The sequence below is a fragment of the Streptomyces bugieae genome (assembly GCF_036352915.1).
Taxonomy (GTDB): Bacteria; Actinomycetota; Actinomycetes; order Streptomycetales; family Streptomycetaceae; genus Streptomyces; species Streptomyces endophytica.
This window is the reverse complement of sequence record NZ_JAZBJP010000020.1, coordinates 78110-92048: the sequence shown is the minus strand read 5'-3', so window position 1 is coordinate 92048 and position 13939 is coordinate 78110. Positions and strand designations below refer to the sequence as shown.

14 protein-coding genes are annotated in these 13939 nt (G+C 74.2%); 3 read left to right on the top strand and 11 right to left on the bottom strand.

The features are described from left to right. Nucleotides 1-208: 208 nt before the first annotated feature. From V2J85_RS26175 to V2J85_RS26135, 9 genes are all read right to left on the bottom strand, one after another. The gene (locus V2J85_RS26175; RefSeq protein ID WP_261955055.1) at nucleotides 209-1504 is read right to left on the bottom strand and encodes an MFS transporter; all 1296 of its coding nucleotides are present in this window, start codon (nucleotides 1502-1504) and stop codon (nucleotides 209-211) included. Further along, nucleotides 1501-2679, bottom strand: a complete 1179-nt coding sequence (locus V2J85_RS26170; protein ID WP_330822910.1) for a PLP-dependent cysteine synthase family protein — start codon at nucleotides 2677-2679, stop codon at nucleotides 1501-1503. Before V2J85_RS26170 ends, V2J85_RS26175 begins: the two co-directional genes overlap by 4 nt. A 79-nt stretch (nucleotides 2680-2758) precedes the next feature. Further along, nucleotides 2759-3253, bottom strand: coding sequence for a hypothetical protein (locus tag V2J85_RS26165; RefSeq protein ID WP_330822908.1), 495 nt, complete (start codon nucleotides 3251-3253; stop codon nucleotides 2759-2761). Between the two features lie 99 nt (nucleotides 3254-3352). Beyond that, complete coding sequence (locus V2J85_RS26160; RefSeq protein WP_330822907.1) at nucleotides 3353-3787, bottom strand: hypothetical protein; 435 nt, start codon at nucleotides 3785-3787, stop codon at nucleotides 3353-3355. 151 nt (nucleotides 3788-3938) lie between these two features. Next, nucleotides 3939-4439 (bottom strand): ATP-binding protein, encoded by a 501-nt coding sequence (locus V2J85_RS26155; protein ID WP_261955059.1) that lies wholly within the window; start codon nucleotides 4437-4439, stop codon nucleotides 3939-3941. Between the two features lie 177 nt (nucleotides 4440-4616). Beyond that, on the bottom strand, nucleotides 4617-6734 hold the full coding sequence (locus V2J85_RS26150) for a xanthine dehydrogenase family protein molybdopterin-binding subunit (protein ID WP_330822906.1): 2118 nt from the start codon (nucleotides 6732-6734) through the stop codon (nucleotides 4617-4619). A 55-nt stretch (nucleotides 6735-6789) separates the two neighbouring features. Beyond that, nucleotides 6790-7785, bottom strand: coding sequence for an FAD binding domain-containing protein (locus V2J85_RS26145; RefSeq protein WP_330822905.1), 996 nt, complete (start codon nucleotides 7783-7785; stop codon nucleotides 6790-6792). Then, entirely contained in the window at nucleotides 7782-8300 is a 519-nt protein-coding gene (locus V2J85_RS26140; protein ID WP_261957375.1) for a (2Fe-2S)-binding protein, read from the bottom strand. The genes V2J85_RS26145 and V2J85_RS26140 overlap by 4 nt, the downstream gene beginning before the upstream one ends. 521 nt (nucleotides 8301-8821) lie before the next feature. Beyond that, nucleotides 8822-9208, bottom strand: a complete 387-nt coding sequence (locus tag V2J85_RS26135; RefSeq protein WP_261955062.1) for a hypothetical protein — start codon at nucleotides 9206-9208, stop codon at nucleotides 8822-8824. A gap of 312 nt (nucleotides 9209-9520) precedes the next feature. On the opposite strand from V2J85_RS26135, the gene V2J85_RS26130 reads away from it, so the two are divergent. After that, the gene (locus tag V2J85_RS26130) at nucleotides 9521-10339 is read left to right on the top strand and encodes a lipase family protein (RefSeq protein ID WP_330822904.1); all 819 of its coding nucleotides are present in this window, start codon (nucleotides 9521-9523) and stop codon (nucleotides 10337-10339) included. Nucleotides 10340-10505: 166 nt separating this feature from the next. Here the strand turns inward: V2J85_RS26130 and V2J85_RS26125 are convergent, their stop codons facing one another. Next, nucleotides 10506-11120, bottom strand: a complete 615-nt coding sequence (locus V2J85_RS26125) for an isochorismatase family protein (RefSeq protein ID WP_261957376.1) — start codon at nucleotides 11118-11120, stop codon at nucleotides 10506-10508. Between the two features lie 467 nt (nucleotides 11121-11587). On the opposite strand from V2J85_RS26125, the gene V2J85_RS26120 reads away from it, so the two are divergent. Beyond that, nucleotides 11588-12787, top strand: coding sequence for a serine hydrolase domain-containing protein (locus V2J85_RS26120; RefSeq protein ID WP_261955064.1), 1200 nt, complete (start codon nucleotides 11588-11590; stop codon nucleotides 12785-12787). Between the two features lie 86 nt (nucleotides 12788-12873). Here the strand turns inward: V2J85_RS26120 and V2J85_RS26115 are convergent, their stop codons facing one another. Continuing rightward, nucleotides 12874-13437: a MarR family winged helix-turn-helix transcriptional regulator gene (locus V2J85_RS26115; RefSeq protein ID WP_330822903.1), complete on the bottom strand. Its 564-nt coding sequence runs from the start codon at nucleotides 13435-13437 to the stop codon at nucleotides 12874-12876. 212 nt (nucleotides 13438-13649) lie between these two features. Between V2J85_RS26115 and V2J85_RS26110 the strand changes: the two genes are divergently transcribed. Continuing rightward, on the top strand, nucleotides 13650-13901 hold the full coding sequence (locus V2J85_RS26110; RefSeq protein ID WP_261957377.1) for a hypothetical protein: 252 nt from the start codon (nucleotides 13650-13652) through the stop codon (nucleotides 13899-13901). Nucleotides 13902-13939 lie beyond the last annotated feature (38 nt).

The following is a 13939-nucleotide window of genomic DNA, read 5'->3' as shown; positions in this document are numbered from 1 at the left end:
CAGCAGAGTGTTCCAAGAGGAACGAGCGCCAGGGAAGGGGGGGTGTCACATGTGTGACGGATCGCCGTACGAACAGCGAACTCCCTGGTCGGAACGGTCGGGAGAGACGGGCGCGGGGCCCGCTCGGTGACCGGGGCCGAAGGCTGCCCGGTGACCTGGGCCGGTGGCCGCCCCGTGCGTACCGGGATCCGGGCGGCCACCGGGTGGGTCAGCCCGGCACCACCGCCGGGCCGCCGTGGCGGGTCAGCCGCCCGGTGCGGTGCAGCCCGAGGAGGGCCGCGCCACACGCCAGACCCAGCGCGGGCAGGACGAGCCAGGGCAATGCGGGCAGACCGGCCGACCGGGAGGCGTCCAGGGCGGCACCGGTCAGCAGGTTGCCCAGGGTTATCCCGATCCCGCAGAAGGTGTTGTAGAGCCCGTAGTGGGTGGCGACAAGGCGGTCACCGGAGAGCCGGACGATGGTGTCCATCTCGAACGGGTAGGTGATCATCGTGCCGACCGCGAGCAGCAGCGCGGACAGCGCCGGCGGGACGGCCGCGAGCGCCCAGCGCCCGGCGCCGGCGTCCGGGACCGGCAGCGCGGTGGCGGCCAGCAGGGGCAGGAACGCCAGCGCCATGGTGAGCAGGCCCCACGCGAGCGCCCGGCCGGCCGGCATCCGGGCCTTGCACCATCGGGTCACCCGGGTCTGCCCCAGGATCGTGCTCAGCCCCGAGACGGCGAACAGCGCGGCCACCGCCGCGGTGCCGAACGGGCCCTCGCCGCCCAGCCGTTTCACCTCCAGCGGCAGTGCCAGGTAGACCTGGAAGGACAGCACGTACGAGCCGGTCATGGCGGCGGAGAAGAGCAGGAACGGCCGGTTGGCCAGGACGCCCCGCCACTGCGCGAGCACACCGGTGTGCCGGCCGGCGGCGCGCTCCCGCTCCGCCCGGCCGCCGTGGGCCGGCAGCGCACGGATCTGCACGACGCTCAGCAGCGCGAAGACCCCCGCCGCCACCAGGCAGGTGACCCGGAAGCCGGCGCCGGTCAGCACCATGCCGACCAGCGGGCCGAGCAGGATCCCCGCCTGGTAGAAGACGTTGAAGAGGGCGAACGCCTCCAGCCTGCGGTCCCCCGTCGCCGCCGCCAGATAGGCCCGGACCGCCGGGTTGAACAGCGCCCCGGCCAGCCCGGTCGCCGCGGAGGCCGCGAGCAGCGCGGGCAGCGAGTCCACCAGTCCGAGGGTCGCGAAGCCCAGCGTGCGCAGCACGCAGCCGGCCACGATCAGCGGCTTGTAGCCGAACCGGTCGGCCAGTGTGCCGCCGACCAGGAACATCCCCTGCTGACTGAAGTTGCGTACCCCCAGGACCAGTCCGACCAGCCAGCCGGCGAGTCCGAGCGTCCCGGACAGATGCGCGGCCAGATAGGGCATCAGCATGTAGAAGCCCAGGTTGATGGTGAACTGATTGACCATCAGCAGCTGGGCGCTGCGCTCGTAGGAACGCAGCTGGGCGAGCGTGCCCTTCACCGGACCACCTCCGGCGCCCCGGGCAGCCCGCCGAGCGGATCGACGACCTCGGCGCACCGGCTCCAGGCCGTCACCTCCCGCTCCCCCGGCCGGCACAGCGTCTCCGGCCCGTCCGCCGGCGGGGCGTCGAGCAGCCCGTGGGCGGCGCAGAACTCGTCGTCGTAGACCGTGCTCAGATAGCGCTGCGGTCCGTCCGGGAAGACGGCCGCGATACGGGTGCCGGGCGGCTCGGTCCGGGCGAGCCAGCCGGCGACCAGCGCCACCGCGCCGACGCTCCAGCCGCCGGTGGCGTAGTGCGAGGAGGCCAGCCTGCGGCAGGTCCACACCGCCTCGCCCGGCGCGACCCAGTGCACCTCGCTGAACTGGTCGTAGGCGACGTTGCGCGGATGGATGCTGGAGCCCAGCCCGCGCATCAGCCGGGGCCGGGCGGGCTGGCCGAAGATGGTCGAGCCGATGGTGTCGACGCCGACCAGCCGCAGGTCCGGGTAGAGCTGGCGCAGGACCCGGGAGACGCCGGCGGAGTGCCCGCCGGTGCCCACGCTGCACACCAGGACGTCGATGTGGCCCAGCTGGGCGGCGAGTTCGAGGGCGAGCGGCAGGTAGGCGGTGGTGTTGTCGGGGTTGTGGTACTGGTCGGGGTACCAGGAGCCGGGGTGGGCGGCGAGCAGCTGGGCGACCCGGTCGCGGCGGGCCTGCTGCCAGCCTCCGGTGGGATGCGGTTCCGCGACCAGCTCGACGTGTGCGCCGTAGGCGGTCAGCAACCGGGTCATCGAGGGTTCCAGACCGGGGTCGGTGACCAGGCTGACCGGGTGGCCGTGGACCATTCCGGCGAGCGCCAGGCCGAGGCCGAGGGTGCCGCTGGTGGATTCGATGATCCGGGCGCCGGGCCGCAACTCGCCGCGGGTCCGGGCGCGTTCGACCATGTGCAGGCCCGGCCGGTCCTTGATGCCGCCCGGGTTGCGGCCTTCGAGCTTGGCCCAGAAGCCGCGGCCGGGCGGGGTGAGCGGCTCGGAGACGTACAGAACGGGGGTGTTGCCCACCAGGCCGGGGATGCCGGCGGCGGGGGCGGCCGGGCTCCCCGCGCGGGCCGGGGCCGGGATGGGGACCGGGGCCGCGGGTCCGGGTTCGGGGTGGCCGTGGAGTCCGTGGCCGGTGGTCGTGGGAAGTGGGTGCATGACTCACTCGCGTTCGGTGTGAGGAGGACAGGGACGCTCGTCCCGCGCCGGCACGGAAGGCCGGCGCGGCCACGGGCTCCTATCTCCGGCACCGGCACAGGGCGTGCAGAGTCGCCCGGCCGCCCCGCTCCGTTCCGGGCCGGCCGTCCGCCCGTTCCGCGGTGGCCGGTTGGGCGCCCGTCCAGCACACCGCTCCCCCGAGGACACCGGGCAGCGCGGCGGCCGTCGGCGCGCCCGCGGCGGTACGTCCCTGCGGGACCTGACCGGACGGCCCGGGCAGGCACGCGTCGGCCGGGTGCCCGCCGCCCTCCCCCGCTTCCGGCGGCGCCCAGGCCACCGGGGGCACGGACGGCCCCGGCGCGGCCGCGACCGCCCGCGGACCGGCCGCGTGGTGGTGCCCGCCCACACCGGTGGCACAGGGGAACAGCACCGACAGCAGGCCGACGCACAGCAGCACCAGCGGTGTCAGCCGGAGCGGAACACGGGGTGGTGCAGCGGACGGCGCACGGGACGGCGTGCGGGACCGCGTGCGGAAGGTCGGCATGCGGAACGGGACGAGGGCGCGGCAGGGCACGGGGCCTCCGTAGGGCTGCCGCCGCGGCGCGGCCGGAGCGGGCGCTCAGGGTCGCGGGCAGGCGGGAACGGCAGGGCTGGGTCCGGAAGTGGCCGGAATCTAGACCTGCCGCACCACGGAGGCGGGGGCGCCGCTCGGCGGCGGAAGGGCGGCGGAGGTGCCGGGAAGGCGGCCGAAGCGGACCGGTACCGGCGCGGGGCGGGTCGGGCCGGTCAGCGGGCGGGCGCACGGGGACGCCACCGGGCCGCCCTGCTGGGGCTGGCCGGCGAGGCAGAACTCGTCGGAGTGGTGGCCGCCGGGGTGGTGCCGGGGCTCCGTGGGTCCGGCGTCCTCGGGGGCGAGCCAGGTGCCGGGGCCGGCGGCCGCGGCGGCCGCGACCGGAACGGCGCTCACCGGGCGGACCTCGGGGCTCTCCGCCCGCGCACCGTGGGCGACGAGCACGCCGAGCAGCAGCGCGGCCAGCCACAGCAGCGGGAACGGGACCGCCGAAGGGCGGTGCCGTCGCGCGCCGTTGAGGCTCCGGGCCGTTGCCATACCGCGATCGTAACCGCAGCGGACGGCCGGCGTCCGGCTCAACTGCCGCCGCGGGGGCGGATATCGGCCGGTGGGCGAGGCGTGCCGGGACGCGCCGTGGCGGACGCCTCGCCGGGTTCGGTGACCGTGGCCCCGCCCTGTCGCGGACGTATCAGGCGAGGCGGGCGGGCTCGGCGAGCGGTTCGGCCGGGACGACCGGGGGGACCGCCGGCCGGCCCTTCTCGTCGGGCACGCTGCGCAGCGGGACGCGGCCGGCCAGCCGCGTCTTGCGGGTCGCCTCGACGCGCCGGGTGAACCAGATGACCTTGCCGTCGGGGGTGCCGCAGGTGCCCCAGCTGTCGCTGAGCGCGGCGACCCGGGAGAGCCCGCCGCCGGCGGCGCTCAGCAGCTTCGGCAGCCGCGGGCCCTCGTCGGCGACGGAGGTCGTCAGATTGCGGCCGGACCAGCGGAGTTCGACGACGCAGCGGGCCTCCGGGCCGATGTGGCGATGGACGTTGGTCAGGAGTTCCGCGACTCCCCGGCATACGGGCGGGATATGGAGCTCGAGGTCCCAATACCTCAGGTGCGCGGCAAGAATCCGCTGGATCTGCGGCACGCGCTCCGCCGAAGCATGCAGTTCGACCGTGTAGTGCCGGTCGCTGGGAAGTCTCATGTCGTGGCTCCTCACCGCGAGAGGCTCACGTCCTTCACCTCGTTGGACCAACGAACCCCGAACACGAAGAGTGAGCATCTGGTACGTATGGGTCATGTGTCATGCTGGCCCGCCCACCGGGGGCCCGCAACAGCTCAGCGGCCACCGGGTCCCCGGCGCTCACCTGATACGGCCCGCTCACAAGTGGGGCAGCACCTTGTCCGGGGTGAGCGGAATGTCGCGCAGCCTTACTCCAGTCGCGTGCCACACGGCGTTGGTGACGGCCGCCGCGGTGCCCACGATGCCGATCTCGCCGATGCCCTTGCTGCCCATGGGGTTGAGGTGCGGATCCTCCTCCTCGACCCAGTACGCCTCGATCCGTGGCGCGTCGGCGCAGGCCGGCACGTGGTAGCCGGCCAGATCGCACCCGGCGAAGCCGCCGAACTCCGGGTCCATCTCGCTGCCCTCGGTGAGCGCCATGCCCAGGCCCATGGTCATCCCGCCGATGAACTGGGAGCGCGCGGTACGGGGGTTGAGGATGCGGCCGGTCGCGAACACGCCCGTCAGGCGGCGCACCCGGATCTCCCCGGTTACCGTGTCGACCTGCACCTCGGCGAAGGTGGCACCGAACGAGTGCCGGGCGTACGGGGACCGCTCGGAGTTCTCCTGGCGGGTGTCGGCGGCGACCGTGAACCCGTCGGCCGGCAGCGGCCCGACGTGGTCCCGCAGCCGTGCCCGCAGCGCCGTGCACGCCTTGTGGACCACCCAGCCCCACGAGCCGGTGCCGGCCGAGCCGCCGGCCAGCATCGCGGGCGGCAGATCGCTGTTGCCGATCTCGATCCGGACCCGGTCCTCCGGGGCCATCAGCGCGCCGGCGGCGATCTGCGCGAGGACGGTACGGGCGCCGGTACCGATGTCGGTGGCGTTCACCCGGATCCGGAAGGTGCCGTCGCGGTCGGCGTGCGCCTCGGCGTCGGAACCGACGATCAGGACGGGGTAGGTGGACGCGGCGACACCGGTGCCGAGCAGCAGATCGCCCTCGCGGCGCACGCCGGGGCGCGGGTCGCGCGGCGACCAGCCGAACCGCTCGGCGCCGTCGCGCAGACAGCCCATGAGGTGCCGGCTGCTGAAGGCCCGGTCGCTGTCCGGCTCGGTGTCCGGTTCGTTGCGCATCCGCAGTTCGATCGGGTCGATGCCCAGCTGGACGGCGAGTTCGTCCATGGCGGACTCCAGGGCGTACATGCCGGGGCACTCGCCCGGGGCGCGCATCCACGAGGGGGTCGGTACGTCGAGCGGGACGACGCGGTGCACGGTGCGGCTGTTCGGCGAGGCGTACATGACGCGGGCCGGCACCGCGGCCTGCTCGACGAACTCGGTGACGGTGGAGGTGTGGGTGGCGCTCTCGTGGGACAGCGCGGTGATCACGCCGTCGTTGCCGGCGCCCAGCCGCACCCGCTGGATCGTCGGGGCGCGGTGGCCGACCACGGCGGGCATCTCCCGGCGCGGCACGGAGACCTTGACCGGCCGCCCGGTGTGGCGCGCGGCCATCACGGCCAGGACGACCTGCGGGCGCGGCGTCCCCTTGGAGCCGAAGCCGCCGCCGACGTGTTCGGAGACGACGGTGATCTCGCTCTTGTCGAGCTTGAAGAGGGCGGCCAGGTCCTCACACGCCTTGGTGGCCCCCTGGTTCGAGTCGTAGACCGTCAGATGCCCCTCGCTCCAGTGCGCGGTCGAGGCGTGCGGCTCCATCGGGTGGTTGTGCAGCGGGGGCACGTGGTAGGTCGCGTCCACGGTGACCGGCGCGGCGGCGAACGCCCCCTCGAAGTCGCCGCGTTCCCGCGTCCCCGGATACCCGCCGTTGACCTCCTCCGGCTCGTACAGCCGCGGGTGGTCGGCCCGCAGCAGGACGTCGGCGCCGTCGTCGGTCTCGTACGTCACCCGGACGGCCTCGGCGGCCGCCCGCGCCGTTTCGAGGGTGTCGGCGACGGCGAGCGCCACGTACCAGCCGCGGTGCGGCACCCGGTCCTCCTGGAGCACCGACAGCGTCGGGTCCTCGGCGGCGGCCAGCCGGGGTGCGTTCTCGTGCGTGAGCACCGTGATCACCCCGGGCAGCGCGAGCGCCTCCGCGGTGTCCACGGCGGCGACCCGGCCGCGCGGGATGCCCGCGGCGACCGGCCAGCCGTAGGCGCAGCCGGGCGGGGTGTGTTCGGCCGCGTAACGGGCGGCTCCGGTGACTTTCTCCCGGCCCTCCCGCCGGACGAGCGGTTCGCCCAGGGGGTACGGGGGTGGGCCGAGCGGGAAGGTGTGGGGGCTCATGGGCGGGTCCTTGGGTGCTCCTGGAGACCCTGGTGGGTCCTGGGATGGGTGGAGGTCAGCCGCGGGCGGGTGGGGCCGCCAGTTCGGTCAGCACGGCGACGGCGAGGTTGCGGGCCAGCGGGACCTTGAACCCGTTGTCGCGCAGCGGCTCGGCGGCGGCGAGTTCGGCCTCGGCGGCGCGGGCGAAGGTGTCCTCGGTGGCGGGGGCGTCCCGCAGCACCTCTTCGGCCGCGCGGGCCCGCCACGGCCGGTGCGCGAGCCCGCCGAACGCCAGCGCGGCGCGCCGTACGACACCGTCCCGGACGTCCAGCACGGCGGCGACGGAGGCGAGCGCGAAGGCGAACGACGCGCGGTCGCGGGCCTTGCGGTAGCGGGACCGCGCCCCGCGGTCCGCGGGCGGCAGCTGCACGGCGGTGATCAGTTCGCCGGGCCGGATGACGGTGTCCTGCTCGGGGTGGTCGCCGGGCAGCCGGTGGAACTCGGTCACCGGCACGCTCCGGTCGCCGTCCGGGCCGTGCAGGTGGACGGTCGCGTCGAGGGCGGCCAGGGCCACGGCCATGTCGGAGGGCTGGGTGGCGACGCAGTGCGGGGAGTGGCCCAGTACGGCGAGGTCGCGGTGGATGCCCTCACGGGCCGGACAGCCGGTCCCCGGCTCACGCTTGTTGCAGGGCTTGGAGACGTCCTGGAAATACAGGCAGCGGGTGCGCTGCAGCAGATTGCCCCCGGTGGTCGCGGTGTTGCGCAGCTGGCCCGAGGCGCCGGACAGCACCGCCTGCGACAGCACCGGGTAGCGCTCGCGCACGGGGGCCGCCGCGGCCAGGGCGCTGTTGCTGACCATCGCCCCGACGCGGAGCCCGCCGTCCGGCAGTTCCTCGATGTGGTCCAGCGGCAGCCGGGTGACGTCGATGAGCAGACCGGGCCGCTCCACGCCCAGTTTCATCAGGTCGACGAGGTTGGTGCCCCCGCCGAGGAAGCGGGCTCCCGGCCGGCCCTCGGCGGCCCGTACGGCCTCCTCGACGCTCGTCGCGCGCAGGTATCCGAACGGCTTCATGACGCCACCCCCTGGTCGGTGGAGACGTCATGGACCGCCTCGACGATCCGGGGGTACGCCCCGCAGCGACACAGGTTGCCGCTCATCCGCTCGCGGATCTCCTCGACGGTCAGCGGCACCGGCCCGCCCTGGGGTGCGTCGGCCGGTGTGACGTGGGACGGGAAGCCGTCGGCCGCCTCCTGGAGCACTCCCACGGCCGAGCAGATCTGGCCCGGCGTGCAGTAGCCGCACTGCAGCGCGTCCCGCTCCACGAACGCCTCCTGGAGCGGATGCAGCCGCTCCCCGTGCGCCAGCCCCTCGATGGTGGTGATGTGCCGTCCGTCCTGGGCCACGGCCAGCATCAGACAGCTGTTGGCGCGCCGGCCGTCGACGAGCACCGTGCAGGCGCCGCACTGCCCGTGGTCGCAGCCTTTCTTGGCCCCGGTGAGACCGAGGTGCTCACGGAGCACGTCGAGGACCGTGGTGCGGTGATCCAGGGTCAGCTCGTACGCGGTTCCGTTGACGTGCAGAACCAGCGCGGAACTCTGCTCGGCCGCCGCCTCGGCGGACCGGGCGGGGCCGGCGGTGGCCGTCCCGGCGCGCGTTCCGGCACCGGTCCCGGAACGCGCGGCGCCGGCCGCCCGCGCCCCTCCGGCGTCCGCCGGTTGATTGGTGGGCTGCACTCGCTTCTGCCTTTCCTCGCTCCGGTTCCCCCTCGGGATTCCCCGGTGGCGCACCTTGCGGTACCCCGGTGGCGTACGCCCCGTGGCGTGCACCCTCGCTGCGTTGTGCCGTGGCGTTTTTGTTTTTTCCCCGCCGCCCACCCCCCTTCGGGGGGTGGGCGGGTCAGGAGAGCCGTTCCCCGTCGAAGGGACCGGTCACCTCGTCGAAGGGGCCGTTCCCCCGTCGAGGGGGCCGGTCGCCCCGTCGAAGGGGCCGTTCCCCCCGTCGAGGGGCCGGTCGCCTTCCCGGGCTTGCGGGCGCCCGCCCTGGGCCCGGACTTCCGGGCGCCGCACCGGGCCCGCGCTTCCGGCGCCGCCCTGGGCCGGAGGCCGTGCTAGCGGGATTCCAGGCGGAGTTCGACCTCCTTCTCCTGGTCCCCGGCGGCCATGCCGAGGATGTGCACCGTGAACGCCGGCTCCAGGCCCTTGCACAGCCGGTCGACCGCCCAGTAGCCGCCCTGGAGGCTGACCAGCACCGGCGCCGTCAGCCTCCGGGGCTCGGCCTCGGCCTTGTGCTCGCTCACGTCGATGGTCGAGGTCCACACCGTCGGCCCGGCCCCCGCCATTTCCTCGGGCACGTCGTCGGCGGCCCGGTCGGAGGCGAAGGCGGTCCGCAGGGCGCTGAAGACGGCATGCGCGTCCTGCGTCGCGCAGCTCTCCAGTTCCACCACCACCTCGGCCGATACGTGTTCCGCGTGTGACGCCTGTTCCGCGCTGTTCACTGTGGGGCCTTCCTCTGTGGGCCTTCCTCTGGGAGCCGAACGCTTCCAGGCTCGCCCCCCGGCCCGCTCTGTGCGACCCGAGGCTCGAACGAGTGGTTTAAACGGGCGCAACGGCGCGGCACACCCTCGGAGAGTTACGCTCAGTAATCACAGCGAGCATTCTGTAATCGCCCACGGCCGCCGGCGCCGCGCACCCCTTGTTCCCGCTGCCTCTTGCTCCCGTCGCACCGCCGGCACCCCACCGCCGTACGTCCAGGAGCGGTCCGCGAGCAGGTCGGCCGCCCCCCTCGATTCGATCTCCAGGAGCCCACGTTGACCAGCACCGTCATCGACCAGAAGGTCACCCGCTACAGCGTCCGCCATGCGCTCTGCATGGCGCGCGCCGCCGAGCTCGCGTACAAGGACGAGCCGGCCATCGACAAAGCCGCCCGGGAATGGGGCTTCGAGCGGGTGCGCCACCACCACACCACGTTCCGGCCACCGTTCCCGCTGGAGGACACCCAGGCCTACACCCTCGGCGGCCGCGACATGATCGTCACCGCCTTCCGGGGGACCGAGCCGGCGAACATGCGCGACTGGCTGTCCGACACGACGACCCCGCCGTGGCCGGGCCCCGGCGGCAAGGGGTACATCCACTACGGCTTCGCCGAGGCGCTGGAGTCCGTCTGGCCGCAGGTCCACGCCGCCGTCCACGAGTTCCGGGACAACGGCCAGACGGTCTGGTTCACCGGCCACAGCCTGGGTGGTGCGCTGGCGATGCTGGCCGGCGCCCGGCTGCACTTCGAGGAGCCGTATCTGACGGCCACCGGCGTCTACACCTTCGGGCAGCCGCGGACCTGCGACCGGCTGCTGACGCGGGAGTTCGACGCGGCCTTCACCGAGCGCATGTACCGCTTCGTCAACAACAACGACGTCGTGCCCCAGCTCCCCCCGGAGCCCGCCTTCCACCACGTCTCCGCGCTGCGCTACATCGACTCCACGGGCAAGATCCACTCCACCATGCCGGTGATCACCGGCCTCTTCGACCACGCCAAGGGATACACCGCCGACCTGCTCGCGCCCACGTCGGACGGCGTCCGGGACCACTTCATGGGGGCGTACATCACCGCACTGGAGAAGAACCAGAACTGACCCGGGATGCCGCGGCGCGGAGGCTGCCCCGGGATGCCGCGGCACGGAGGCCCGCCCCGCCGGGCCACCGGTCCTGCAGGGTGACCGCTACCGGCAGGCCACCGCTCCCGCCGGGTCAGCCCTCCCACCGGGTCAGCCCTCCCAACGGGTCACCGCTCCCGCCGGGTCAGCGCTCCAGGTGGGCGGGGGCCGGCGCGGTGAAGGTGACGTCGGCGGCCCGGGCGACGATCTCGACCTCGTCGCCCAGCGCCCATTCGGCAGCACGGGCGTTCATCGCGGCCGGGACGACGCCGCTGATGCCCGGGGCCGCGGGGATGTCGTAGGTGCCGTGTGCGTCGTGCGGCAGGACCACGCGGTAGTCGCGGGCCAGGGCCGTGCGGGCGGTCGCGCCGACGCACATCTCGGAGAGCACCCCGCAGATCGCCAGCCCCCCGGCGTCCGCCGCCTCCAGCAGGTCGCCCAGCACCGTGCCGTCGAAGCCGTCGTCCTGCGCCTTGCGGACCACGATCTCGCGCGGCCCCGGCTCGACGGGCAGGTGGAGTTCCCAGCCGGGGGTGTGCGGTGCGTCGACGGTCCCGGGCTCGCCGTCGTTCTGGAGGTGGACGACGAGGGCCCCGGCGGCACGGGCCCGGGCCAGCAGATCCCGGCTCCGGTCGAGCACCCGCGCCGCGTCCGGCACGGCGTCCTCGCCCGCGACGAAGGCCGACTGGATGTCGACGAGGATCAGCGCCTCGACGGGACGGACCGGCGCGCCGGCGCCCCCGCCCCCGCCGTCCGCCACGGCATCGGCGTCACCCAGGGCACTCGCGCCCGCGTCGGCATCGGCATCGGCGTCACCCAGGGCAGTGGCGCCCGCGTCGGCATCGGCATCGACATCGCCCATGGCGGTGGCGCCCGTACAAGCCGCGTCTACCGCGTTGACCGCGTCGGCCTCGTCTGTGGTGGTGGTCATGATGACCATGGTGCGGGTGGGACGCGCCCGTACGTACCGGCAGGGACCTGATCCGGCCACTGCCCGACTCCCGGCCTCTGCCGCCCCCGCCTTCCCGGCCTCTCCGCCCCGCCCCCGGCCTCCGCCTCCCCCTCCTCCCTGACACGCGGGTCTCAGCCGTCCGGGTCCATATGGTTGCCATGGGCATCGAACTGGGCGGATCATCCCGTAGGGACGCCGTTTCGCAGGTACAGGCGTACGTACGCACACCCCTGCGTACGGGATGAGCGCACCGGGCGACGCGAGAAGAGGCAGTCGTGGGACCAGCCACCGTCAACGTCAACGGCCACTGCGCACCGGAGTTCGCGGGCGTGCAGGAGGCATTCGAGCGGAATTTCCGGCGGCACGGAGAGGTCGGGGCCGCGGTCACGGTGACCCTGGACGGGGAGCCGGTGGTCGACCTGTGGGGCGGCCACAAGGACGCGGACCGGACGCGGGACTGGGAGCGCGACACCCTGGTCAACGTCTACTCGACGTCCAAGGGGATGACGGCGCTCTGCGCCCATCTGCTCGTGGACCGCGGGGAGTTGGACCTCGATGCGCCGGTCGCCCGCTACTGGCCGGAGTTCGCGCAGGCCGGCAAGGCGGACTTACCCGTCCGCTGGCTGCTCAGCCACCGCTCCGGCCTGATCGCCCCGCGCACGCCGCTGCCGCCCGGTCGCGCCTACGACTGGGACGAGGTCTGCGCGGTGCTGGCGGCGACCGAGCCGTGGTGGGAACCGGGGACGGCCCAGGGCTATCACGCGGTGACCTTCGGTTTTCTCGTCGGCGAGGTCGTCCGGCGGATCACCGGACAGTCCCTGGGGGCGTTCCTGCGCAGCGAGATCGCGGAGCCGCTGGGGGCCAGGGTGTTTATCGGCACCCCGGCCGAGGAACACGCCGCCTGCGCGGACATGGTCGGGCAGCTGGACGAGTCGCTGCTCGCCGAGCGGCTCCCCGGTGCGCCGAGGCCGCCGTTCCGGTCCCTGGACGACCATCCGATGGCCGTCATCATGCTCTCCCTGGTGTCCATCCCGACCGGCGACGTCAACAGCGCGGCCTACCGCTCGGCGGAGATCCCGGGCGGCAATGCGCATGCCTCCGCGCACGGGCTCGCGACGGTGTACGGGGCGCTGGGTGGTGGCCGGCTGGTCGGCACCGGGACCCTGGAGGAGATGCGCCGGTCGCAGAGCCGGCCCGGGGAGCCCGATCTGGCCATAGGAGCGCTCGCCCCGCCGGGCTTCGAGCTGCGCTGGGGCCTCGGCTACATGCTCAACCACCAGTGCCGGCTGGGCCCCAACCCGAGGGCGTTCGGGCACGGCGGGGCCGGCGGTTCGTACGCCTTCCTGGACCCGGAGAACCGGCTGTCGTACGCGTACACCATGAACAAGTACGGCGGCGGGACGGCGGGCGACGACCCGCGCAACGGCGGTCTGGTCAAGGCGGTGTACCAGGCACTGGAGGGGCGGAGCGGCTGAGCGGCGACGGGGCGGGCGCGGCGGGACGCCCCTCGCCACAGCGTCCGGCGGCCCGCCTCGGCCCGCGGCCCGCGGCCCGCAGCCCGCTAGGGAGCGGCCGGTTCGGGCGGTGGCGCGGGCCGGGGCGGCACCGGCGGTGCGTCCGCGGCGTCGGCGAGGGCGCGCAGCGAGTCGACCAGGCCGGCGCGCTGGCCGGCCGGCAGCCGGGCCACGATCGCGGCGATCTCGGCGTGCCGGTCGGCGAGTACCTGCGCGACGAGTTCCCGGCCCGCGTCGGTCAGTTCCAGTACGACCTCCCGGCGGTTGCCGGGGTTGGCCTTGCGGGTGACGCTGCCGGCCGCCGCGAGCCGGTCGACCATCCGCATCGCGGTGGACGGATTGACCCCCAGCGCGGCGGCCAGGGTGGCGAGCTTGCTCGGGCCCTGGCTGTCGAGCACGACCAGGGTGCGCAGCTGGGGCAGGGTGAGCGAGGGCTCGATCCGGGCCAACGCCCGGGCCGAGATCGCGACCAGCAGCCGGGAGGCGGTCAGCACGGCGGCGATGACCTCCTCGACGTCCTGGTCGAGGTCCTCGCCGCCGTCCTGCGCGCGTTCGTCCCCGGGCGCGGCCGGCCCGCCCGGACGCCGTGCGCGATCTGCCTCGTTCCCCATGGCGCATTTATACCCGTCCCGGCATCGTGCCTGGTCGCGGGCGGTGCCGACGGGCGCGGACCGGACCGTGCCGCGGTCCGGGACGGCCCGGAAATCCGGCCCCGCGCTCCTCCTTGCACGGCGCAATAATGGGAGGTACCGCATGTCCGGGTCCGGCATGCATCCGGCGCCGCCGCCCGTGCGGCGGGGGCCGGGGAGAGGGCGTGGTGATCATGGAACGGGACACCGAGACGGTTCACGAGGCGTATGCGTTCGTCTGTCTGCACTGCGGACACGGCTGGGAGGAGGAGTACGAGATCCGGCACACCACGGATCTGGCGGGCCACCGACGGGCCGACTATTTCGCGCGCGGCGTCCGGGTTCCGTCCCCGCTGACCCGCAATGACTGCCCCTCCTGCAACCTCGGACCGATCCGCATCCTGCGCCCCGGCCGGGTGAACTCCGCCCGGACGTATCTGGCCTGACGGCGGCCGGAACTCAGCTGGCCGGACGGCGGTGCGGG